The sequence below is a fragment of the Butyrivibrio sp. FCS006 genome (assembly GCF_000424525.1).
In the GTDB taxonomy this organism is placed as follows: domain Bacteria; phylum Bacillota; class Clostridia; order Lachnospirales; family Lachnospiraceae; genus Butyrivibrio.
In genome coordinates this window covers 185,920-209,264 of record NZ_AUKB01000013.1, presented here as the reverse complement: position 1 = coordinate 209,264, position 23,345 = coordinate 185,920, and the positions used below count along the sequence as shown (strand labels likewise).

The 23,345-nt window shown below is 43.2% G+C and carries 19 protein-coding genes; 1 reads left to right on the top strand and 18 read right to left on the bottom strand.

The window, feature by feature from the left end; translation table 11 throughout:
• Positions 1 to 107: 107 nt before the first annotated feature.
• From G633_RS19135 to G633_RS0105660, 9 genes are all read right to left on the bottom strand, one after another.
• A complete protein-coding gene (locus tag G633_RS19135; protein ID WP_051199988.1) occupies positions 108 to 1,394 on the bottom strand; it encodes a sensor histidine kinase in 1,287 nt (428 codons plus the stop codon).
• 11 nt (positions 1,395 to 1,405) lie between these two features.
• Positions 1,406 to 2,728 carry a sensor histidine kinase gene (locus G633_RS19130; protein WP_051199986.1) on the bottom strand — a complete coding sequence of 441 codons (1,323 nt, stop codon included), beginning with the start codon at positions 2,726 to 2,728 and terminating at the stop codon, positions 1,406 to 1,408.
• A complete protein-coding gene (locus G633_RS0105690) occupies positions 2,716 to 3,513 on the bottom strand; it encodes a response regulator (protein WP_026519322.1) in 798 nt (265 codons plus the stop codon). Before G633_RS0105690 ends, G633_RS19130 begins: the two co-directional genes overlap by 13 nt.
• 135 nt (positions 3,514 to 3,648) lie before the next feature.
• Entirely contained in the window at positions 3,649 to 7,254 is a 3,606-nt protein-coding gene (locus tag G633_RS20080; protein WP_022767721.1) for a hypothetical protein, read from the bottom strand.
• A 204-nt stretch (positions 7,255 to 7,458) separates the two neighbouring features.
• Positions 7,459 to 9,132 carry a zinc-ribbon domain-containing protein gene (locus G633_RS0105680; protein ID WP_022767720.1) on the bottom strand — a complete coding sequence of 558 codons (1,674 nt, stop codon included), beginning with the start codon at positions 9,130 to 9,132 and terminating at the stop codon, positions 7,459 to 7,461.
• 36 nt (positions 9,133 to 9,168) lie between these two features.
• Positions 9,169 to 10,035, bottom strand: coding sequence for an NAD(+) diphosphatase (nudC, locus tag G633_RS0105675; protein ID WP_022767719.1), 867 nt, complete (start codon positions 10,033 to 10,035; stop codon positions 9,169 to 9,171).
• A 12-nt stretch (positions 10,036 to 10,047) separates the two neighbouring features.
• Positions 10,048 to 10,920, bottom strand: coding sequence for a hypothetical protein (locus G633_RS0105670; protein WP_022767718.1), 873 nt, complete (start codon positions 10,918 to 10,920; stop codon positions 10,048 to 10,050).
• A gap of 33 nt (positions 10,921 to 10,953) precedes the next feature.
• Positions 10,954 to 11,652 (bottom strand): metallophosphoesterase, encoded by a 699-nt coding sequence (locus tag G633_RS0105665; RefSeq protein ID WP_022767717.1) that lies wholly within the window; start codon positions 11,650 to 11,652, stop codon positions 10,954 to 10,956.
• A gap of 15 nt (positions 11,653 to 11,667) precedes the next feature.
• Complete coding sequence (locus tag G633_RS0105660; protein WP_026519321.1) at positions 11,668 to 12,585, bottom strand: magnesium transporter CorA family protein; 918 nt, start codon at positions 12,583 to 12,585, stop codon at positions 11,668 to 11,670.
• A gap of 68 nt (positions 12,586 to 12,653) precedes the next feature.
• Between G633_RS0105660 and G633_RS0105655 the strand changes: the two genes are divergently transcribed.
• Positions 12,654 to 13,679 carry a CPBP family intramembrane glutamic endopeptidase gene (locus tag G633_RS0105655; protein ID WP_022767715.1) on the top strand — a complete coding sequence of 342 codons (1,026 nt, stop codon included), beginning with the start codon at positions 12,654 to 12,656 and terminating at the stop codon, positions 13,677 to 13,679.
• Here the strand turns inward: G633_RS0105655 and G633_RS0105650 are convergent.
• The 9 genes from G633_RS0105650 to G633_RS0105610 all read right to left on the bottom strand — a co-directional run bounded on the left by G633_RS0105650 (position 13,676) and on the right by G633_RS0105610 (position 23,170).
• Positions 13,676 to 15,331 carry an alpha-glucosidase gene (locus G633_RS0105650; protein WP_022767714.1) on the bottom strand — a complete coding sequence of 552 codons (1,656 nt, stop codon included), beginning with the start codon at positions 15,329 to 15,331 and terminating at the stop codon, positions 13,676 to 13,678. The genes G633_RS0105655 and G633_RS0105650 overlap by 4 nt on opposite strands.
• Positions 15,303 to 16,676, bottom strand: a complete 1,374-nt coding sequence (locus G633_RS17505; protein WP_051199984.1) for a glycosyltransferase — start codon at positions 16,674 to 16,676, stop codon at positions 15,303 to 15,305. Before G633_RS17505 ends, G633_RS0105650 begins: the two co-directional genes overlap by 29 nt.
• Position 16,677: 1 nt before the next feature.
• The gene (locus G633_RS0105640) at positions 16,678 to 16,977 is read right to left on the bottom strand and encodes a hypothetical protein (protein WP_022767712.1); all 300 of its coding nucleotides are present in this window, start codon (positions 16,975 to 16,977) and stop codon (positions 16,678 to 16,680) included.
• A 35-nt stretch (positions 16,978 to 17,012) separates the two neighbouring features.
• Positions 17,013 to 17,831: a response regulator gene (locus G633_RS0105635; protein WP_026519320.1), complete on the bottom strand. Its 819-nt coding sequence runs from the start codon at positions 17,829 to 17,831 to the stop codon at positions 17,013 to 17,015.
• A complete protein-coding gene (locus G633_RS0105630) occupies positions 17,828 to 18,343 on the bottom strand; it encodes a hypothetical protein (RefSeq protein ID WP_026519319.1) in 516 nt (171 codons plus the stop codon). Before G633_RS0105630 ends, G633_RS0105635 begins: the two co-directional genes overlap by 4 nt.
• Before the next feature lie 13 nt (positions 18,344 to 18,356).
• Complete coding sequence (locus G633_RS0105625) at positions 18,357 to 18,767, bottom strand: ATP-binding protein (RefSeq protein ID WP_022767709.1); 411 nt, start codon at positions 18,765 to 18,767, stop codon at positions 18,357 to 18,359.
• A 68-nt stretch (positions 18,768 to 18,835) separates the two neighbouring features.
• On the bottom strand, positions 18,836 to 19,132 hold the full coding sequence (locus tag G633_RS0105620) for an STAS domain-containing protein (protein ID WP_022767708.1): 297 nt from the start codon (positions 19,130 to 19,132) through the stop codon (positions 18,836 to 18,838).
• Positions 19,133 to 19,157: 25 nt separating this feature from the next.
• On the bottom strand, positions 19,158 to 20,369 hold the full coding sequence (locus G633_RS0105615) for a hypothetical protein (RefSeq protein WP_022767707.1): 1,212 nt from the start codon (positions 20,367 to 20,369) through the stop codon (positions 19,158 to 19,160).
• A gap of 71 nt (positions 20,370 to 20,440) precedes the next feature.
• Complete coding sequence (locus tag G633_RS0105610) at positions 20,441 to 23,170, bottom strand: InlB B-repeat-containing protein (protein ID WP_026519318.1); 2,730 nt, start codon at positions 23,168 to 23,170, stop codon at positions 20,441 to 20,443.
• Positions 23,171 to 23,345: the final 175 nt, after the last annotated feature.

Below are 23,345 nucleotides of genomic sequence, written 5' to 3'. Positions count from 1 at the left end.
GGCCGGTCACAAAAGCGTCACAAATCTCTAAAATACGGCATCTCAACTCTAAAATAAGCATAAAAAGAGCCTGAAATTTTAATTCCAGGCTCTTTATGATTTGTTTATTAAATTTTCGGCATCGTGATGGTCGCTGTGGTTCCTTCGCCTCTTTTACTGTTATATTCAAGCTTTCCACCGCACAGGTTTTCAAGCCTATAAGTTGCAGCGTAGATTCCAACGTGTTTTCGCTTACCGTTTTTCCTTTCGTTTTTGGCAGCATCATCATCGCTAAAACCTACCCCGTTGTCCACAACGGTAATAATAATGTTCCCTCCTCCTTCTCTGGAAGAAACCTTAATTATTCCTCCTCCGACCTTCTTCTCGATACCGTGTTTTACGGCATTTTCAACGATTGCCTGAATGCACAGCGGCGGAACAGAAAAGTCAGTTGCTTCAATGTCGTACTCTACCTCCAGCCTGTCTCCAAAGCGTATTTTCTCAATCTCTACGTAGTTTTTGACATATTGTATCTCTTCTTCGAAAGGTATCAGTTTGTGACTATCCAGGTCAACAAGGCTTGTCCTGAGATACTGTGCAAAGAGTGCGATAGCTCTTTTAGCCTCATCAACCGAGTGATCGCAAAGCACATAGATAGAGTTTAATACGTTGTAGATAAAATGGGGCTTCATCCTGCTCATGAGAAGATCCGTCCGAAGCTCTGACATCTCTACCATCTTCTGCCTAAAGAGCATCTCTTTTGCATTCTGAACAAATACCTGAATGATGATAAGGGATAGCGATATCATAAGGGGCATCAGAGTAATGTCTTTTAAGAAACCTCTAATAAGAGAGCCTATTAGCGGACCTGCGATAAACAAGATAAACGCTATGGTTTCACGCTTCCTGAAACTCTTGACCCTTTTGATCAATATGATAACTGTTATAAGAGTGGTCACATATCCACCGACCTGCCCCAGGTAATACATAGGTCCGTGGCTCACAGCTTCTGCATTCTGAGTATATATGCTTCCGGTGAAATCGGAAATAAACCAGAATACTCCGTATATAAAGCTGATGATCATCGCTGCTTTTGCAAGAATACTTGCCTTGTAGCCTTTTTCTCTGTCATACAGATCAAGATATAGGGTGAAATGGCCAATTATCAGGAAATAGGCAAGATCGCTGATTCCGGCTGCCAATGACTCCAAACCGGGATTTAGCTTGTGCATCGGAATCAGCAGATAGCTGTCCCAACCTCCGACAAAGAGCATGATCACACCAAGAAAAATCATTACGTAAAAGACCTTTACGCTCCTGTCTCTTACATCTCGGTTGACTTGCAGATTGCCTACCAGAATAATCGCAAGTACTACAGCTGCATAAAGCTGTATATACATGTTTACATGAGCCATATAAATACCCCTTATTTGTCTTTATTGGGAATGATTATTTCAACCGTAGTGCCCTTTCCGGGTTCGGAAAAGACATTCATCTCTGAATTTTCCAAAATCTTCAGCCTGTCTCTTACGTTTGCGATGCCAATCTTATCGGTCGATGATTTATCCATGGCGTTATATTTCGCCAGATCAAATCCAACACCATTGTCAGCTATGATTATTTTGACAAATCCATAGCCCTGTTCAGTTCTAATGGCAATGACGCCAGGGTCACTAGGACTTTTCTTGCAAACGCCGTGTTTTACTGCATTTTCAACAAGCGGCTGAATTGTCAGAGGCGGAATATTGAAGTCAGCGACTTCAATGTCATACTCTACGACAAATCTGTCACCAAAGCGTGCCTTCTCAATTTCAAGATAAACATTGGTATGGTCAAGCTCTTTTTCAAATGATATTGTCTTACCCGACTCGATAGACCCAATATCGGTTCTCAAATACTCAGAAAGATTGTTGATAAGTTTCTTTGCTTTTGGAGGATCCTGATCACACAGAACATAGATGGAATTCAGTGCATTGTATAGAAAGTGAGGTTTTATCTGGGATAGAGCAATTTTTGTTCTGAGATCTTCCAGAATCTTTTCCTGATTTTCGATAAAAAGACTCTGTTCCACCATAAGCTTTGTATTGGAATTGACAGCCTGCCCAAACAATATGGCAGAAGCTATGATAATAGCTATGTTTGAAAGAGAGAAGCCATATATGAAGATCTGAAGAACGGACGCGATAAGAGGGAGAATCACAAAACTCATAATGACTATAAAACGCCTTTTCTCTATGTGTTCCCTTTTTATTGTCAGATAGACGATGGTTCCTGCAGTTTCCAGCAATATCAGCGCGGACCATATCCCGAATCCGGCTCCTCTGTGATAGAGGTTTGTGACCGGATCAATACTGAAAATAAAATTCCTTGATTGGGCGATCATGTAGAACAGACCATTGAAGGCGCCTATACCGGTGACCACCATAAGCATTCGGTGGGTTCTGTACTCTTTTTCAACAGAATAGACAGTATAAGCCATGACTGCCACAGGCAAAAAAGCGTTACACAGAATTGTGATATAGTTTGAAGCAATAAGAATAGAATGGACAACCGGGCCGGGAACTCCCCTGAAAAACCATGCAGCCGCATCAAAAAAGAGCATCACACCAACTATCAGTTCCAGCGCTCCAAGCGTGCGATACTGTTTGCGTATTACCGATTTACTGAGGTAGAGGTAGATTGCTACAGCATTAGCAAAAAAACTACCCCATAATTCCAGACAAGTATAAAAATACTTTATTTCCGGCACTTTTCTTCCTCCAAAACAGAGATCCTATCTTCTCCCCAGCTGTATTGTGACATATATTCACCGTGGAACGAGCTTTTGGCAGCTGCTCCACCTTTTTGGAAATCGTAGAGATCGCATTTCACCTTGCTTACATCAACACCAAGCATTCCGCGCTGCTTGACAAGCACATCTTCAGCACCGCTTTTCTTTAGGGTGTTTGTAAGGTCAGACTGAAGGTTTCTCATATATGAAGTACGGGAAACAAGATCATCCTCATCCTCCCAGAGCACACTCATGAGCTCACCTACAGTACACATCCTGCCTTCCTTGTCCACAAGGATAGCCAGAAGCTCTTTACTCTTGCTGTACGCAAACTTAAGTGGCAGGTCATCGACAAAGATCTCGAACTTGCCAAAGGTCTTTATGACAACGCCATTGCCATCTTCTTCAATCGGACGCCTTAGATTTGCAAGCTGCTCCCTGACCTTGTCCTCAGTGGCAGGCTTGGTTATATATCCGCTTGCATACAAAGCGAAGGCTTCTTCCATATACTCTTTATAACCTGTGGAAAAGATAATGTTGATATCCGGATGGATTTCTTTTAACTGCTTGGCAACTTCGATTCCATTGGTGTCGTACATTTCGATGTCAAGAAATGCTACATCCACCTGATTGTCTTTGGCATATGCTATGGCAGGCTCCACCAAAACGAAGCCGTTTACTTCAGCATCCGGCGAAACTTTACGGATTGTATTACAGATACCCTCCATAGCGAGTTTTTCGTCATCCAAAGCTATTATATTCAATAAATCACCTCGCAAAATCGAATACAGACGGTTTTTTGAAATTGCAAACACTTCATATATATTATATCGTCTTTTCGATTCAAAATAAACAGGAGACCTTTCGGTCTCCTGCCGAAGTTTTTTATTTACTTTGAATTATCTCTCTTCATCTCTTCTTCTCATAGAGATAACTACGATTACCATGAAGAGGATTGCAAGGAATGTAACTACATACATTACTACGTTTGTATTTCCATTGTTATATGTAGGTGTTGTTCCTGCTGCTGATCCGTAAAGTGTTCCTGATGCTGCATTCTTAGCAGACTCTGCAAAGTTATCATCGTAGATAACAAGGTAATCTGAGAATCTGTCTGTCTCGATTGTCAGTGTCTCATCGTTGTCATCAAGGTCTCTAAGGATTGTGCACTCACCATCATGGTTTCTGATGATGAAGAATGTTCTTCCGCTCTGTACAAGGTTTGCAGGTACATCGATTGCGATTCTTACTGCATCCTCTGTCTCAGGAATGTACTGCCAAGCACCGTTGTTACGACGCTTCTCAAGTGAAATGTCAAGGTATTCGCCCTTTGTAAGTCCTACAAAGCTGTCCTGAACTGCTACCATTGCATCGTCAAACTGGTTCTTGTGCTCTTTGGAAACCTTATCCTCGTTAGGATTGATACGAAGTCTGATCTCCATTGTATCGCCGTTGTTTACGTCGTTGAGCTCTGATGTTGTAAGAACTGATGCAGCAAGTCTGTCTGCATTCTCAAGTGTGTAGCTAACCTGTGACTGATTTGCTTCAAGGTGCTTATTTCTTGCACTTGAATCTGTCCACATTCCCTCGCCTGACTCTGTGTTTGCAAGCCATGACTGAACGTTGATGAGGATTGCGCCGTTACCAAATGTAGCCTTTGCTGTCTCTGTAATAGATGAAGCAATCTGGTTTACAGTCTTCTCAAGCATTGCGAGAACGTCTGTCTTCTCGTTTTCTTTCTTTGTAAGGTTGTTGAATATTTTCTCTAATGCATTATCATTCTCTTTGCGAAGCTTAGAGTCGTCAGTTGTCTTCTTTGTTGAATTGCCTGTTGAATGCTTCTTTGTGTTGTGTTCTGTCTTTGTCTCTACTACTACAGGCTCTTCCTTCTTAACTTCTTTCTTAGGAAGGAATACAGGGTACACTTCCTCTGGTCCATCGTATGGATCAAAAGCTTCAGGAGCTGGTCTGTTAAGTAACTCTCTAAGAGCATATGCGTCTGCAAGGAGCTTTTCGAATGTGATCTCATTTGTAAGAACTCCACCCTCTGCGCCAACTTCGCCATTTCCAAGGTTAAGGGCCTTGTTGATATACTTACGCTCTTCCTCTGTGAGGTTCTTCCAAGCGTTTGCTCCGCTTATGATCTGTGCATAGTTAGATGTATTTGTTCTGTTGTATGTTTCTCTCTGGTCTGGGTCCTCTTCGTTATCCTTCTTTACAAGGATTGAAGCGTACTTCTCAACGAAAGCGTCTGCTGTTGTCTTGATGTTAAGTGCTCTCTCATAGATTTCTGCATATGTAAGAGCTGCATTTTCTGTACCTGTGTTAGCTTTTGTGTACTTTTCATCAATAAATCTCTTGATTGCCGGTGCAAGCTTGTCATAATCACCCTTTGAAGCAAGAATCTTATCTGTGTTATCTGCTGTTGCATCTGCATAAGGATTTGTATCTTCATCTGAAGGATTAGTCTTGGCATCCTTAAGTCTTGCTGCCATAAACTTATCTGCTTCGTCATTAACTTTCCTCTCAACAATTACCCATCTGTCAGAGATGCCCTTAGAAGTAGTATTCATATACTTCTTAACATTATTATCAACTTTAGCATAGTTAGCACTTGCTTTTGTTATAGCATCATAGTTGAAAGGATCATTTGCATCTAACGCAAGAGCTTCCTGGTTGTTTTGCTGCCAGATTGCTGCTGCAAGCTTTTCGCTAAGAGCCTGAAGATCTTCGTTGTTTGCACCAACTAATTCATTTGCAAGACCTTCTGCGATTGCTCTCTGAAGCGCTGCAACGTCGCTACCACTTACTGAAGCAGCCTCACGCATGCCCTTGTGATCTCTTTCCCAAACCTGCTTACCAAGACTTGATAAGTCAACCTTAATAGTCTTTGTTGTATTTCCGAACTTGATGGATATTGTATCGTCACCCTTTAAATAATCAAGAGTTCCGTCCTCAACGGTACATCCACCTACTAAATAGTCCTTTTCTCCAATTTGAAGACTAACATCCAGATATGACGCGATGTCTTTATCTGTAAGCTTTAAGCCATCTAATCCAACATTGTCAAAAGCACCTTCTTTAGCTTTTGCTGTTAAACTATCTGCTGTTACTTCAGCCTTAAGATATGTATATACTCTTCCAAAGATATTGCCATAGTAACCATAGAAGGCTTGTGCACCACCGTATCCACACCAATATCCCATTAACTGATTAATTTCATATTCCTTACCATCAGTAGTTACCTTAAAACTACCACTCTCACCCCAATCAAGATAATATAGTGCTCCTTCTTTACAGCTGTCAAAACCATTGCCTTTCTCTGCTACAAAAACATTGTTTAGTATTTTGGCTTTATTTGCTTCAGTATTTTCAAGATTATTATATGTAACTAGCTGGTCAAACGCATAGGAATTCTGAGTTCCGAGCTTTCCCGTGTTATATGTTTTACCTTCAGGAGCAAGAGACATATCTGTAAAAAGTGTAGCTGTTCCTATTGGAACACCTATCATAGCGTTGTCACCAGTTAATGCGCCATATGTATAAGGCACAAAATAATATTCGTTTGCTGAAGATGTATCAATCTCATGCACTTCTGTAAACTGATAATATACTGTTGTCTTTGGACCTGTTGTTGTATTTGTGGTCTCAGTTGTTTCTGTTGTACTTGATGTTGCTGGTTTTTCCTTGACTTTTACAATATTGACAATTCCGCAATCAAGGTCATATTCTACTGTATAGCCTTCTCCAATCCCTGAAAGATCGAAGTCTTCCTCTTTAAGAGTTATATTTGAACCATCATTGGTATGAAGAAAAATAGTTGTTATATCATCGCCTGTTGTTGATGTGTAATGATTAACTGTTGTTGAATAACCTTCAAGTCTGCCTGTTCCTTGTGTTCCGTCACTTACTGTTGCTCCGGATTCTACAGTGTTATCCCATGCAAATGTGATCTTTGGTGTTGCAGCTTTCTCTGCAGCAAGCCTTTCTGCTTCTGCCTGCGCTGCTGCAGCCTGCTCTGCCAAAACCCTATCTAATTCTGCCTGCGCTGCTGCAGCCTGCTCTGCTGCGAGCCTTGCCGCTTCCTCTGCTGCGAGCCTTGCTGCTTCCTCTGCTTCTGCCTGCGCTGCTGCAAGTCTTTCTGCTTCTGCCTGCGCTGCTGCAAGCCTTTCTGCTTCTGCCTGCGCTGCTGCAAGTCTTTCTGCTTCAGCTTGCTCCGCTGCAATCCTTGCTGCCTCAGCCTGCTCCGCTGCAATCCTTGCTGCCTCTTCTGCTGCAGCTCGCTCTTCGTCTGTCATTGTTTCTGTTGTTCCAGGTGTTTCTGTTCCTGTTGTTGGAGGAGTTAAATCATCTTCGTCCTCAGTCGCGTAAGATGTAACTGATCCTGCAAACATAAGACCAAATGAAAGGAAGAAAGCAGCAAGTATATATGCGAATGTAAGCTTGCTGGTTCTTCCCTTATTTGTTCTTGACTCTTCTCTACCGTTTGATGATAAATACTTCATAATGTGTTCTCCTTTACTAGGTCCTCATCCGTGAGTGAACATGTTTCGTAAACCGATGAGAACACATTACATCTGTGACAGTCACAAAAGAGTCATAAAATAGTGTGATTTTTGTGATTTGGGGTTGTTTTTATGATTGTTTTAGAATTAGGATATTTTTTGGAAACAGATTCTGACAGTCTGTTTATAAATTTTAGAATTTGATTAGTTTGAGAGCTCTACGAAACGTCCAAAAACCAAAATATGATTATAACCTTCACGACTTTTTTCTTTATAACCCACCATATCGTCATACCTGTAGCTTGTATAAGGCTCGGCGCAATCCGTGGCAAACTCAAGTATATCGCCGTCTGCAGACGCTCCATAGCAGCATCCGTCCTCTGATATAAAGAAACATCTCTGGGTATAAGAATCATACAAAAGAGAAATCGTTCCCTTTTCAGTCACCTTTCCGAATACAGTGCTCATACTGCCGGTTGTCATATCTACCATATAGACCTGCTCTTCATTACTGTCGTAATACCACAGAACTGATCCGTCATCATTTATGGCATATCCGCCCGGAAAGCCTTCGCCAATAGGATTTATGGTAGTTATACTTCCATCAAAGCCCACAATATTATAAGCAAGCCCGTGACCATCGTAATACACACAGATATCCTTATCTTCCAGCCTGTTTATAAGAAGAGCGCCATAAGCATCATCATCAGCGCGCATTAACTCCATATTGTCTTTTAACATATACAGACCATCTGTAGTTTTGATCATAGCACCGGTCAGAGTCTTCGATGCGTAAAGAAATCTATTCACATGCCTGGGGGATACTTTCTGCCTTTTCCCGTCTATGCGAACACTTAAAGCCATTCCACCAATCAGCTGCATAGGCTCATCCATCCCGGGTTCAAAGCAGTACACTCCATTTTCTCCTTCATATAAGAAGAAACTGCAATCCCTGTTAAAATGCATAGAGACAACATAGTCATCCGCCAGCTGCACGATATTGCCATCATCCCAGCAAAACAGAGTCCTGCTCCCATCCTTATAAGTACTGTAAACGATCATCTTTCCATCATCGGAAACAGCATAGATTTCGTCCACATCCCCCGTCAGAACCGCAGGCTTTAAGCCCCATCCGCTGATAGTAAGGAGCTTTTTGTTATAATCGAGTTCATCATGCTTAATGTACGCAATATACTCACCGCTGGGAGACATGACCATTTCTGTGGTATCTGTCTCCTCAACTTTATATTCATCACCCGTTTTAACATCATATAAGTAGAGATACTTATTAAATTTCTGATCTATTATTTTGTAAAAGACATAATCCCCGCTGTAGGAAAGCCCTGCATCGTATACGTTCTCAGCCAGCGGAACCGTATTCAGATCCGGAGTTATGTAAAGACAAATTTTTCTTGAATCGTAGAGCACACCGGCATTTTGGGCCTCATTGACATAGAAATCTCCAACCCTTGATTCTCCGTCATAAATCCCTGTAATCACTCCGCCCTGATCATTGTAGATGATCTCATCAACCATCATGAGCTTATCGCCGGGTTCTCCCAATGCACTTAGGCCTTGGAATTCTTCCTCCTCTGTCTCTTCATCCTCCTCATCCTGAACTTCCACAGCATTCATCTCAGACTTAAACTGCTTTTCCACAATCATATATTTAATAATCTGAGGCAGGATATACGCAGTAACCAATAATCCCAGCAAAACAAATAGAGCCGCCAAAAGTAGCACGACTCCTTTTCTCTGTTTAGGTACCACGGGTTCTGTAATCTCTACGCTCTCATCTTCAGGCACAATAAAGAAACCACACACGTTGCAGTATCTGGCTCCGGGTTCAATTTCATTTCCACAGTTGCTGCATTTCATTCAGTAGTTCCCTCATCACACCAATATCGCCCGTTATTAAACAGTCCCCTTATATCCCTTATCCTTAAACAGCTTCATCATCTCGTTGGTCAAGCTGTAATCCATGGGCTGCAGAACTATCTCCTCAGGAGCATTCCACTCAGCGTACTTCAGCTCCTGATTGTCCATCTTTATCTCTTTATCCCCTGTCACATCACAGAAGAATCCCGCCAAAACGTCACTGGCTATTCCCCAGGGCTGAGACTTGTAATACCTGATATTGTTAACCTTAAGGCCTACTTCCTCCATAACTTCGCGTTGAACAGTCTCTTCAAGAGTCTCTCCGATCTCCGTAAAGCCCGCCACCAGTGCATTGTGACCAAATCCAGTCCTGTACTTTGTGAGGATCAGCCTGTTGCTCTCTTTATCTGTGACTCCTATAATAACCGCCGGATTTATCCTCGGATATATCTTGTTCCCGCACTTAGGGCATACTCTTGCCCTCTCGACCTTGTCGTTATCGTTTCTTGCACCACATTTTCCGCAGAACCTTGTGACATCGTACCATTCCGAGAGCTGATATGCTGTGAAGGCCGCATACACATAGTGTTTTGGGGAAAAGAGCCTGCTCCTCACCCCTGCAAAACCGGCAAATGCAAACTTCTCCTCATCAAAAGAAATAGCACCCACATCCCCAAGATACAGGAAAAACTTCTCTTCACCTATCCCAAAGATGTATACAAGTTCCTCTAAATTAGTACCCGTTATCTCCGAAAGGCACGGATATGCCATCTCTCCGGTCTCTTCATTTAAATGTAGTAAAATGTCTTTTCCCTTAAAAACAACAATAAGGCTCTCATCATCCGCCTTGATCGCCGGGTCATAGTGGTTATTTAGCTGTAAGGGACCGATATCCTGAATCATTTATATACCTCTTTAATCAAAATCAGCGTAATCGCCGGAATCTTCACTCTCATCATGTTCATGTCGTCTTCCGCCATCAGCTTTCTTTTTCTTGATAATATGATAAATCTGGCGTCCGTGATGCAGCGCAAACACTGCGATCAGCAGGAATACATGGGTATAGAACACGCCAACAATATAGTAATTTCGCTCCAGCAGAAATCCGGCGCTAAATCCAAAAAAGCTAAGGCCTCCAGAAATCGCCAGTCCCAGCACCAGAAGCGGTGTTCTTACTATAGTTCTCTTCATTGCCGTAATAAAATCCATGAAAGATGCATCAAAATAGACAAAACGACCGACCATAAGCCCCAGATAGTACATCATTACAGGGGCGTACTCGCTCTCATCGCCAATAACATTAAGATACAACAGTACTATGATCGCATAGAACATACCCAGCATCCTGACAGATGCAATCTGGTCTCTTGTAAGGCCCTTGATAGGTATGATGAATTTATCAAGCAACGAATTCAGCACACAGGAGAGGCATATCATGAGAAGAAGTACAAAATCCTTCCAGTTCTCCCATGCGTAGAGAAAGGTCCCCAAAGCCCCTGCCTGATACGATCCGTTGTACAGGTTGTACACGTGGTTTAGCACCACATAAGCACAGGCAAAAGACATAACGGAAGTAGCCGAGATTATCAGCTCATAAAAGTACTCAGACATGCGGTAGTAATTGTCTTTTCTGCGTCTGTCCGCCCCTTTTCCCTTGCCCGGCTCTGCTATCTTGTTCCATGCCAGGATCAAAAGATTTCCAACTACTATGGCCAAAACCGCCACAATAAAGAAGATCAGCTTCTTGGGCCATGTAAAATCAGGATTCATATAAGCTTCAATTGTCATTTCAAATCACGTCCTTTATTATAGAAGATATACTTAGTCCATAACCTTCATGGGCTTAAATTTCAGATAATCCCCGGAAACCAGGCTGTACTTAACGCCGCCTACCTTCCCCAAAAGACTGTCATGGAATCTCTCTTCCCCGTGACAGTGGGCATAAATCACCTGCTCTACCCCGTAGGCCGATGCCATAAAGGTAAACCGGCTTGTCTTTTCCCCGATTCCGGTGGGCGGATAGTGCAAAAACATCACAAATTTCTCATATCCGTCGGCTCTTGCTGCCTCGAAGGACTCTTTTAACCGCTTCGCCTCACGCTCAACCAGCATGGCAGCATGTTCGCGGGTATCAAATCCCTCATAGCAATAGCCTTTGGTGCCAACGATTGCATAATCCCCGTAGGGGAAGTAGTTGTTCTGTAAAAAGAAAAGTCGCCCCTTGTACATTTCATTGAGGCGATTCGTCTTTTTTGCCTGCCAGAAGGTGTCGTGGTTGCCCCTTATCAGCACCTTTTTCCCCGGAAGGTCTTCAATAAACTGAAGGTCCAGCCGGCAGTCTTCAAGCCTTCTGCCCCAGGTGTGGTCTCCCACAAGGACCAGGGTATCGTCGTCTGTTATGAGCTTGTTACAGTTCTTTTCTATCTGCTTGTCATGATTTCTCCAGACTTTGCCAAAGATGTCCATGTTTTTGTCGGACTGAAAGGACAGATGCAGATCTCCCAGGGCATACAAAGCCATCAGGTTTCTCCTTTATCAGAGTATCTTCTTGACCTTGAAGAAAGTAAGGCTTCCAACAACAATAAGGATACTCAGGCCGATAACTATCGGATATCCGAGCTGAGACTCCAGCTCAGGCATGTATTTAAAGTTCATTCCATACCAGCCAACGATGAGGGTCAGAGGCATGAAGATTGTGGTAACCACGGTAAGCACAGTCATTATGCGGTTCTGACGCACATCAAGCTGTGACTGATAGAGGTCGTTCAGCTGAATAGTGTAGTCACGAAGGTGAGTGGCTGTGTTGTAAAGCCTGTCAACACGGCCCGAGAACATGCTAAAGTATCTGAGGTTATCCTCCTTAAAGAAGCCGTTCTCGTTCTCCTCAAACTCCTGAGCAAGGTCCAGCAGCTGCTCATAGTGGATACGAAGGTCTCTTATATCGCCTCGAAGCTCGTTGTTTCGCTGTATCTGGGCTTCCTCAGCGTCATTCATTATCTGTTTCTCAATCTGATCAAGCTCCAGCTCGTATTTTTGCATTATCTGGAGATCATTATGGATTATAAGTTCCAAAAAGTCGTATAAAAAGCGCTCTAGACATGGCTTTTTCCACTTCTTGAATCTCTGTATCTTCTTTATTATGTTAAGTACGGTTTCTCCCCGATCGATAAAGACAATTCCAGTTTCATCCAGAACATAAGAGAATCTCTGCAGTTCTGACGCCCCTGAGGATTGTGTGGGAATCACAAAGGTTCCTGTCAGTGAATCATAGTTAACCTCAGCCTTGGTGGTCATGACCTCGTCATTGTTGAGGTCAAAGTCAATGCCCATGTCGAAGTTTTCACTCTCGCTTGCCCACTGTTCCGGAGTAAGTACGGCCACAAATGCGGAATCAGCATCGTGACACTGTTCTGCGCTGCATTCCTCCAGTATGTTTCTTATTAAAAAATACATCCCGTTCTTCCCCTTTCATACACATATACTTTATAATAGCATAATATGGAGAAAAAGGAGGTCAAAGTATGAATGAAGTAGCAGCAAAGAAGGTTTACTCAAGATTCGGATTCAGTTATACCGCCCTCTATCTGGTATATGTGGCGTTCATAGCTCTTTTTCTGCTGATAAGAAACGTTGCATTTTCTGAGGGTGCACTTAGCGGACAAACTCAGATGATCATCTATTTCCTGATCAGATTTGTCATTATATATCCGCTTATGTTCCTTGCTATCAGTAAGCTTCCCAAGTTTGAAATAAAGAAAAACAAACTCGGAGTCGGGGGCTTTATTGCCTGCGTATTCATAACTTACTTTGTTATGGTCGCAGCCAACGTAGTCGGAATGGTACTTAACTCCCTTATAGGAGGCGCCACGGGGAATGGCGCTGTCAATCCGCTTTTGGATGTAGTGGACAATATGTCACCGTTCATGATGGTACTTTTTGCAGCAATCATTGCGCCGATATGGGAAGAGCTGCTGTTTAGGAAATTCCTCATCGACAGGGTAATAAACTACGGCGAAGTAACAGCCATGCTGATGTCCGGTGTTATGTTCGGACTCTATCACGGGAACCTGGCCCAGTGCTCCTACGCATTTGCAATAGGCTGCTTTTTCGCCTTCATTTACATGAGAACAGGCAAGATTGGCTATTCCATCGCAATACACATGATAGTCAACGGATTTAGTACCTATTTGAGCAAGTTTATGTTAAGCGGAGTCAACATCTCTGAGATGCAGGGATATCTTCTAAACGGAGATACAGAAGGCTATATGAACTTTATTCAGGAGAATCTGGCTGCTCTGGCAGGCATGGCTACTGTAGGATTATTTGTTATCATAGCCGTTTTCACAGGCCTGATCCTGACAGTTCTGCTGCATAAGAAGTTTGTGTTTGATCACCACGAAGAAGAGATTGAGAAAGGCAAAAGATTTAAAACTGCCGTCCTCAATCCCGGAATGATAGTGTATTTTATCTACTGGATCGGAACAATCATCCTGACCCAGCTTGGTATCAGCTTTGTAAATACATTTTTGGCAAAGCTTGGCGGTTAATACTTATAGACCCTCGCTTCGTAGGGTTTAAGCCAATTGTCCTTAAGAGGTTCATCGGAGTAGTTGCAAAGAACCATCTCTCCGGTGCATCCCTTGTAGGAATCAGGGATCCTCATCCTGTGCGGAAGCCTTGAAAATGAGCATATTATAAGATATCGCTCGTTATCCAAAACTCTCTCATAGGTATAAAGCTCCTTGTGTTTAGGGAAGTACTCGTTGTACTTACCGTAAATAAGTGTTTCAGAGCTCTTTCTGAGGGCGATGCAGCGTCTGTAGAAATTCAGGATGCTGTCATCGTCCTTTTCTTCTGCAGCAACATTCACCTTCTTATAGTTGGAATTTACAAAAAACCAGGGCTCTACTGTAGAAAATCCGGCATGTGGACTGTCATCCCATTGCATAGGTGTTCTTGAGGAGTCTCTGCTGGAGACATGGATCCTCTGAAGACGCTTTTCTACGCTCTCTTTTAAGTGATAAGTATTGTAATTGGTCTTGCTGGAAACATCCACGTACTGATCGATGGAGGTCAGCCTGATGTTCATCATTCCAATCTCCTGCCCCTGATAGATAAAGGGCGTTCCCTGCTGGAAAAGATATGACACAGCCAGCATAGTTCCGCTCTCACGCCAGTGGTGTTCGCTCCCGTAGCGGCTGATGATCCTGGGATGATCGTGATTCTCGATATAGAGCGCATTCCAGCCCTTTCCATCAAGTGCTTTCTGCCACTTGGTAAAGGCTTTCTTTAGTTTGACCAATGAAAATGGCCTGTGCATGTACTCTGTAAAGAAACAATCAGCCATCATATGGTCAAATGAGAACATCATGTCGAGGGACTTTGTTGGTCCCGTCAAATAATTAAGTGCAGATTTAACAGTTGTCATTGGCCCTTCGCCAAGCTGGAAACAATCATACTCATCACAGACTTTTCTGAACTCTGCAAGGTACTCATGGATATGAGGACCATCTTTGTAGTGGGACATACCTTTTGCTGCCGGCAAAAATGGCAGACCATTTGGAAGCCCCTCTTTTTTGGAAATGAAGTTGATGACATCCTCTCTGAAACCATCAACACCCATGTCCAGCCAGAACTTCATTATAGATTTAACTTCTTCCCTAACCTTAGGATTATCCATGTTCAGGTCGGGTTGCTTCTTGGCAAAAATATGCAGATAATACTGTCCTCTTACCTTGTCATACTCCCAGGCTTCGCCCTCGAAGAGGCTGTCCCAGTTGTTGGGCTTATCGCGCCAGATGTAATAATCGCTGTAGGGATTGTCCTTACCCTTGCGACTTTCTATAAACCAGGGATGTTCATCGGAAGTGTGGTTGACCACCAGGTCCATTATTACCTTAAGTCCCAATTCATGGGCTCTTGTCAGAACCTTTTTAAACTGATCCAGATCGCCGTATTCCGGATGAATATTCTTGTAGTCTGAAATATCGTAGCCAAAATCGGCATTGGGAGAAGGATAAATCGGCGAAAACCAGATTCCGTCCACACCCAGGCTCTTTATATAATCAAGCTTGTCGTATACGCCGTACAGGTCTCCAATACCGTCTCCGTTACCATCAGCAAAGCTCCTTATCCATATCTGATAGAAGCTCATTCTCTTATACCAGTCTCTATTCCTGACCTCTTTCGATGAATTCATCGATCTTCTCCCTTATTTCCTGAAGTCCATCCCGAACTTCGTCTTTGAATTCCTCAAAGTTTTCTCTCATACCCTCGTGAATACTTCTGGAGGTGTTAAATATCTCTCCTGTTCCGCTTATTATCTTGGATGCAGAGTCAAGAAGAAGCTCCGTTCCGGACCATTTCTTTCTTGGGAGACTACCGTCCCTGAACATCTGAAGGATCTCATCATACCTGTTTCTTGCATCCCTGACACTCTCATCCCAGGAAATATAGATCTCATCCATCGCGTTTTGACCGACCTGAGCCAGGTGAGAGAGGTCTTTTGATGCCTCTTCCAGTAATGCAGCCATGGAATGGGGATCTTCCTCGATGATAAAGCCGTTTCTGTCATGTGTTATGCCCTCGGCTGCGCAGGAATCCTTGATCAGGACGCTAGCAAGACCACAGGCTGCAGCTTCTCTGACAACAATTCCGTTGGTGTCATAGACAGAAGGGAACAGAAACAGATCCGCCCTGGTGTTCCAGGCTCTTAGTTTGTCTCTCTCATGGATGGGACCTGTGAAAATGACACTGTCCGAGATGCCATATTCGCATACCTTCTCCTGCATCTCTTCCGCATCAGCTCCGCCTCCCACAAATACCATACGATATTTTATGCCTTTATCCGAGAGCTCTTTCAGCGCGTCGATGATAATGGGAATTCCCTTATATTTCATAATTCTTCCCACGAAAAGAAATACCGGAACCCCCTCAGGGAGATCGTAGCCGGCAGTAGTCTCTTTTACCAGCGCATCACTTGTCTTTCCTTTCTGGAAATCCACACCGTTGGAGACAACACGGTAATCGCCCTCATAGCCAAGGGATCTTAGATTCTCGCCGGCGCCTTTTGAAACAACCCAGACATCATCGCAGGCAGAGATATTGGATACCATAGCCTTTATGGTCTCCTTCTTAAGAAAGCCTTCGCCCACTGCTCTGGCGATATCAACATCAAATTTTGTGTGGTAAGTAAAGACAATCGGCACATCCAGCTCTTTTTGAAGAACTCTTGCCATGATTGTAGAAGAAGCCGGACAGTGAGTATGGATTATCTCCGGCTTAAATTCTGAAAGCCTGCCCACTCCGCTTACAGAAAGCGGATTTCCTGTCCTATAGCCCTTTACCAGATCAGTGGTATCTACACTAGAATAGGCTACCACCTCGTAGGGGTAGCCTGTATAATCAACATCCGGATAGCGCGGAGTTCCGACAATCACCTGGTCGCCCAGATTTTCTGTCATTATCCTCGCATAATTCATTACTACGTTTGCAACTCCGTCTATTATAGGCGGAAAAGAGTCATTTAAAAGACAAACTCTCACCTTATTTTCCCTCCAGATCAGCCACTCTCACAGGTTCTCCGTTAAGAAGTATGTATCCCTTTGGAAGTTTGGACGCATCAGCCATTGAAGTATAATGATTCTTCTCATGCTTATGAGGCATTGTACCGGAATCATTTCTTGGAGACTTCTTGTTATAGGTCTCATATACATTGGCCGGCTTGTGCTGATGGGGCATGGCGCCGGGGTTACTTGTATTTATCTTATTAAACTTTTTCTTCCTGCTTATGATCACAACAGCGATGATCACTACATATACGGCTAAACTTAATAAGCCTTCCATCTCTTATCCTCCCCACGCTTGCAGAATCTGTTCATTTACTTCATAGCATCTTCTTCAAGGTCGTAGCTTATCTCATCCAGCTCAGCATGGTAAAATTCCGACCAGCTGTACTGGTTCATGTAATCACCCATGTATTTGTATTTCGAATCATTGCCGTTATCAAGCCAGTCATAGAGATCGCACTCTATCCTGTCCTTGGCAATAGCCATGCTTCCGCGCTGCTTTAAAAGGATACCGTCAAGCTTAAGCTTATTAAAGGTATTCTGAAGATCCTGACGCAGATTGCAGAGGTATGAAAGTTTCTTTTCGGGATCACCGTCATCCTCCCACAAGGAAGCGATGATCTCGCCGTTTGTGGTCTGGGCTCCTCTATTGTTGATAAGAAGCGCTACAATCTCTTTTGTCCTCTTATACTTAAATTCTACCGGCTGCCCATCAACAAAAAACTCAAAGTTACCGAAGGTCTGAGCAAAAACTCTCTTGAATTTCTTGCGCATCTCAGGATAACGCAGGGATTCAAGCTCGCCCTTCACATCCTTGTCGTTTCCGGGCTTTTTCAGGTATCCACTGGCATGAAGCTTCATAGCCTCATACGCATAGTTGGTATCCTCAGTGAGGTATATCAGGTTCACATAAGGATTAAGTTCTTTTAGATACCTTCCGAGATCTATTCCTGAAAGCTCAGGCATTTCCACATCCAAAAAAGCCACATCTATCTCTTCCTCACGAGCCTTGGCAAGCGCTGCCAGAGATTCGTCGAAGAAATAACATGTAGCTTCGGGCAGAGCCTTGGCCAGAATACCCTTGATCTTCTTTAAAGAGGTGCTGTCATCATCAACTGCTAGTATTGTCACTGTGCACCTCCTGAAGGAAATGAAACTGATTTAACCTTCTGGTTCTTGCGCTGCTGAGCAGTCATGTGAAGAGGATCAGCCTCTCCAACCACCAGAGTGTCTCCATCATTAAGAGCAGCATCATGAAGCGGGCCACAGTTCATGTCGGCCAGCACCAGTGCTGCGAATCTGTCATAATTATCGTCGTCGATAACCGGGAAATGGTACTTCATACGATACCAGTGATCCGGATCGTAGCCTGTACCTCCGATATAGAGCCTGTCAGCTGTATCAGCGACCTCGTCCACCCCCGCTTTATCACCGGGCTCAAGACCTGCTTCTTCGCAAAAGAGAACGCCGTAAGCCTTTAAGATTCTGTCTCTTACAGTCTCATCGCTTCCGCTCTTATTCTTCCTTCCGGTCGGAGTATCCATGACTTGATAATAGAGTTCTTTGGCTTCATCACTCTCGTCAAAGTGAACTATCGCATCATAAAACAGCTTAGGATCAAGATCTTTTGCAATCGATGCCATTTTTTATCCCCCTTTATGCCCAAGAGTAACCCATGCTGAAGATATTCTTGTTATCCTTTCTTTCATAGGCTGTCTTGTCCATACTTTTTTTCACGATAAATATACCTAATCCGCCAATCTCTCTTTCCTCAGCGGACAAGGTTACATCCGGATCCTCTTTTGCCAAAGGATTGTAGGGGATTCCCTCATCGGTAAAAGTAATCGTTACATACTGATTTCCAGGGTCAGCATCCACCTCAATCTTGCAGTTGCCTTCTTTGCCTTCATAGGCATAGCTTGCAACGTTGACGAAAATCTCCTCCACGGCAACATCAATCTGCATCATTCCCTTCATGGAACATTCAGCTTTTTCAAGCTCCTCATCCACAAATGAAAGGACCTGAGGCAGGTTATCGACTTTTGCATCTAATACGATTTCTTTCATATTGTAATCCTATAAGAAATAGGCAAAAGGCATAAACATGCCTTTTGCCTGTACCATATGCAACAAAATTATTCGATTGTAAGAATATCTACGAAACCTGTTACTTCAAAGATCTCGTTGATCTCCTCGCTAACGTTCTTAATAACCATGCTTCCCTGCTTATTCATGATCTTCTGAGCTGAAAGCAGCACTCTGAGTCCGGCAGATGAGATGTACTCGAGGTCAGTGAAATCGAACTCAAGCTTCTCTACTCCGTCAAGCCCCCCCTTAAGCTCATCATCAAGCTGCGGTGCGGTTGTAGTATCAAGCCTTCCTGCTAAAGAAATAATGAGGTCCTTTCCATTTGCTACTTTGTTAATTGTCATTGTGCTATTTCTCCTCTCTTGAAACTCATGAATTGAGCCCATATACCATTGTAATATCTATTCTATCACCTTTTACGCCAACAAGTACGTCCTTGGCAAGACTTGCAACGATAGATTTTTCAAGTTCATCCCAAGCCTCTTTTGCACTGGGATCATTCTCCTGATCGTTTCCAAGTGACTCCCTGTAGTCGCTCAGTGACCACATAACTCCGGGATCGGAGCTACCTTCCATGATACCATAAATACCCATAGAACCAAAGCTTACATATCCGGTTCCATACTGCTGTTGAAGCTTCATAACCTCAGAGTAGTTCAAAAGTCCGTTCTCAACGACATCTCCGATCTTGCTCATAAAGCCCTTAACAGCGCTGTTGTCTCTGTCTGAAGCCACCTGGATCAGGTCTTTCTTCTTGCCTGCGTCCATAAGTGTCTTGGCTGTAAGCTTGAGGCAGCATACGTTCTTGTATTTCTCAAACCAGAGCTCTGCTCTGAAGTCTGCTGTCATTGCCTTGAGCATTCCGATGGTCTCTTCAAACAAGAGTTTTAAGTGAATTGCATCCTTGGCAGATACTTCAAGCTCTTCGATGAGCTCGTCTGCTCTTGCATATACCTTGCCCTCATCGATCTTGTTGCTGTCAACAAAGGTAAAGTCGCTCTTTGCAACAGGAACTCTTGATCCGATAGCTCCCAGAGCCTCTGAGAAGTCCTTGGTAACTATCATCTCGATATTGTCCTTGCCCACACCGACTTCAATATCATCAGCAAGGTTGGCTACAAGTGATCTCTCCAGATCATCCCAGGCTTCCTGAGAATATTTATCCTCTTCCTTCCTGCGCCTTAACTCTTCCTGATAGTCCTTCAGTGACCACTTTGATGTGGTTGGTGCATTTACTACAAAGAGTGATCTGAGCTTTCCAAAGAAGCCCTGTTCAACCTTGTTCTCTCCTGTTGATGATACAGAGATCAGTTCATCCTCTTTGCTCTTATCCATATGGTTCTCGGCTGTGAGGTAGATCTTGGTTACCCTTGAGTTACCCTCAAGCCAGAAATTCATGATTCCATAGCCTATTATTGATTTTGCCAGACGAAGCACTTCTTCCGAGAGAAGCTTAAGTCTTAAGGCATCCTTGCCCTTTATCCCTGTATCAAAGATGTAGTTCTCAACAACTTCCTGAGCTACGTCCATCTTAGACTCGAGATTTGCAATTTTAATCTGCTCTGATTGAACGAAACGCATTTCCCCCTCCTCTTAACATGGATACTTACTTTAAATTGTACATCTCTTTTATCATTTCTTCTACACTTAAATCATGCTCTTCTTGGTCTGTTTGCCCTTCTTGCTCTTCTCTTATATTTTACAAGATTTACGAAGCAAATTATCGCAAGAATAAATGAAATAAATGCCACAATAACAACTCTGAGTACAAGCTTGTTTACATTTATTGCTTCATAAGCGATAGCATATTCAGAGAATCTGTCTGTTCTGAATGTGATTGTATCAGGGTCATTTCCAACATCTTCAAGAATATCAACCACGCCGTTGTGATTTCTAATCACGAAGAACTTTCTGCCATCCTTTTTGTACTGCTCAGGGATGGGTACTACTACTTCAAGATCTGTCTTTGTCTGGTTGATCACTGTGGTTGTTCCATTGCTGGTCTTCATGATGAGGAAGTCAAAGTAGCTTACCGGCTTATAACCGATCTTTTTCTGCATAAGCTCTTTTGTTCCCTTATCAACGGTATCTGTGTTCTCAGTAATGTCGATATTGAAGGAAATAGGAGTTCCTGTGAGAACCTGGTATTTCTCCTCTGATGTAAGAGTCTCAGCAATTACATCTTCAAAATTAACAAGTGTCGGCTGGCTGTAATAAAGCTGAACTGCTGTCTCCTGCTGATCTGCAGCATATGTGTTATTTACTGTGATCTGAAGAGTTCCATCCTCAAATGCCTCTCTGAGCATCGGAAGTACAGCGTCGTCCTCGATGAGAATTCTAAGTGTAGTCTCATCCATGTTGTGCTTTGCCATTACGCTGTTTGATACTGCTTCTGAAGCCTCTTCCATAGTTTCAGCCGCTGTAGCCTCAGTGTAAACATCTTCTGCATGCTGCTCATCATCAAGAACCTCAACCTGCTCAGGAATCTTCTCCTCAACAACTTTCTGCTCTGTAACGGCTCCTTCTGCTGCTGTCTTTTCGTTGAATTCAGTCTTTTTCTGAGCCCCTGCTACAGCCGGATTATTGTCTGAGTTCTTCTTGGTGGTCTGACCGGATGTATTTGATTTCTTAGGAGCTTCCGGAATCTTCTCAAAGCTTGCTGTTATGCTGTGTCCGCCTCTTACATTGTTGAAGGTGTAGCTTGTAACAGCACCGATGTTCTTTCCGTCTACCATAACTGCAGTAATCCTGTATCCTGCCTGAGCCATGATATTGTAAGTTACACTGCTTCCCTCGGGGATGTTGAAATCACCGCTTGGAGAGATTGTTCCGCCTGTAGTTGCAATACCTGCCGTTACCCTGTAGGTTGTTGTGTTTATCTTCATAAAGTTGGCAACTACGTTGAGATCGCTCTTTATATGCTCAATTATATACCTGTCATCTTTTGAAACTATCTGGCTGTTAACGCTCCATCCAACAAACTGGTATCCGTCATAGGCCTTTGCTGTAAGAGCCACCCTGTCGCCCTTGTTATAGGTTCCGGCTCCTTCGTACTTACCTGTATCCTGAGGATATACAGATACGTTAACTGTGCACTTTTCACGATTGAAAACAGCTGTTATGTTTCTGTCAGTAGTAATATTGTTGAGCTCGATAGAAGAAGCGGTGCTGATTGTCTTGTTGTTCTCAACAAATCCTGCAAAGCTGTATCCACTGTTGGCCTTGGCTGTGATGGTTATTTTACCGCCGTAAGGTACGCTCTGACTTGCTGTGATCGTTCCGCCGTCGCCGTTGTTAACGCCTGTTTTTACATAGCAGGACTGTCTCTCAAACTTAGCAACAAAAGTGTGATCTGAAGTAATATTGTTGATGGTTGTCTGTCCGGTGCTGGAAATAAGGTTTCCACCCTCGTACCAACCCTTGAATACATAGTTGTTATTAGGAGAAGCCGAAATTGTGCAGTTTCCGCCATCTCTTACAGCTCCGCCTCCGGCAATTGCTCCGCCCTCAGCAGGATCTGCCTTAATGCTGATAACGTGATCAACAGTTGCTACCGTTATAACTCCTCTGTCAGATTTTGAAGGATCCTGAGCAGATGTAGCAACTACTGTGAAAGAAGATGCTGTCTCATTGGGGCTTACATATACTGTTCCGCTTCCGTCAACAGTTGTTCCGGTGCTCTGATTTCCTGCCAAAGACCAGATTACGGAAGGATCATAATTATTTCCACCGCTTACATTTGCATCGAAGTCAAAGCCCTTTCCTGCGGGAATTGTAGCAGAAGCAGGAACTACGTCAACGCTTGTGATATATGGCGCAGCGTCAACAACTGTGATTGTTACGTCAACAATTGCTGTATGGTGTCTTCTATAGTCGTTCTCTGAAAAGAATGTATATCTTGCTGTATATGTTCCGGGCTTAAGTCCCTCATTTGGTGAAACCGAGAAAAGAACTGAATCCTGAGGTTTCATAACATTGGTTGGAGATATGGATCCAACATCAAATGCTGTGTAGGGATCAACTTCTTCCCATGTAAGAGGGAATGTTGTGGTTCCAATATTAACGATTGCAAACTGTCTTGCATAAACCACATCACCCTGATTTACCTTGCCAAAATTTATACTTGGAGTGTAACAGACAAGGTTATAGTCAAAAGGATCCGGCTGTACAGGATCGGGATCAGGATCGGGATCCGGATTCGGCTCAGGATTCATATCAGGATCAGGGTCTACTACAAAACCTGTACTTTCCTGTTCAAATGTCTCATTCTGATCTTCTTCAGCAAAGACCTTTACGATCTGTACTGCTGTTGCGCTTGTCAGTACAAAACAGATAGTTAAAAGCACTGCACAAACCTTCAATAAAATCTCGCTTTTCTTCATAATTCCCACCTCTTCTTTAAGCTGTTATTTTCATGGTTCACTTTATTCTACTAAAGGCTCTATCACAGTTTTGTCACACTGTGGTAAGATAATGAAAAAGAACTTTCGGAGTCTTAACATGTATATAAGTGTCAAAAAACACATTTTATCTAAAGCAATAATGTCCGTGGCCGTG

What these genes read in the sequence shown, in the direction of transcription:
- G633_RS19135 (WP_051199988.1), bottom strand. Translation starts at nt 1,394, where the DNA reads ATGGCTCATGTAAACATGTATATACAGCTTTATGCAGCTGTAGTACTT.
- G633_RS0105660 (WP_026519321.1), bottom strand. Translation starts at nt 12,585, where the DNA reads ATGTATTTTTTAATAAGAAACATACTGGAGGAATGCAGCGCAGAACAG.
- G633_RS0105620 (WP_022767708.1), bottom strand. Translation starts at nt 19,132, where the DNA reads ATGACAATTAACAAAGTAGCAAATGGAAAGGACCTCATTATTTCTTTA.
- G633_RS0105670 (WP_022767718.1), bottom strand. Translation starts at nt 10,920, where the DNA reads ATGACAATTGAAGCTTATATGAATCCTGATTTTACATGGCCCAAGAAG.
- G633_RS0105615 (WP_022767707.1), bottom strand. Translation starts at nt 20,369, where the DNA reads ATGCGTTTCGTTCAATCAGAGCAGATTAAAATTGCAAATCTCGAGTCT.
- G633_RS0105665 (WP_022767717.1), bottom strand. Translation starts at nt 11,652, where the DNA reads ATGGCTTTGTATGCCCTGGGAGATCTGCATCTGTCCTTTCAGTCCGAC.
- G633_RS0105610 (WP_026519318.1), bottom strand. Translation starts at nt 23,170, where the DNA reads ATGAAGAAAAGCGAGATTTTATTGAAGGTTTGTGCAGTGCTTTTAACT.
- nudC (WP_022767719.1), bottom strand. Translation starts at nt 10,035, where the DNA reads ATGATTCAGGATATCGGTCCCTTACAGCTAAATAACCACTATGACCCG.
- G633_RS0105680 (WP_022767720.1), bottom strand. Translation starts at nt 9,132, where the DNA reads ATGAAATGCAGCAACTGTGGAAATGAAATTGAACCCGGAGCCAGATAC.
- G633_RS0105655 (WP_022767715.1), top strand. Translation starts at nt 12,654, where the DNA reads ATGAATGAAGTAGCAGCAAAGAAGGTTTACTCAAGATTCGGATTCAGT.
- G633_RS20080 (WP_022767721.1), bottom strand. Translation starts at nt 7,254, where the DNA reads ATGAAGTATTTATCATCAAACGGTAGAGAAGAGTCAAGAACAAATAAG.
- G633_RS0105640 (WP_022767712.1), bottom strand. Translation starts at nt 16,977, where the DNA reads ATGGAAGGCTTATTAAGTTTAGCCGTATATGTAGTGATCATCGCTGTT.
- G633_RS0105650 (WP_022767714.1), bottom strand. Translation starts at nt 15,331, where the DNA reads ATGAATTCATCGAAAGAGGTCAGGAATAGAGACTGGTATAAGAGAATG.
- G633_RS0105625 (WP_022767709.1), bottom strand. Translation starts at nt 18,767, where the DNA reads ATGAAAGAAATCGTATTAGATGCAAAAGTCGATAACCTGCCTCAGGTC.
- G633_RS0105630 (WP_026519319.1), bottom strand. Translation starts at nt 18,343, where the DNA reads ATGGCATCGATTGCAAAAGATCTTGATCCTAAGCTGTTTTATGATGCG.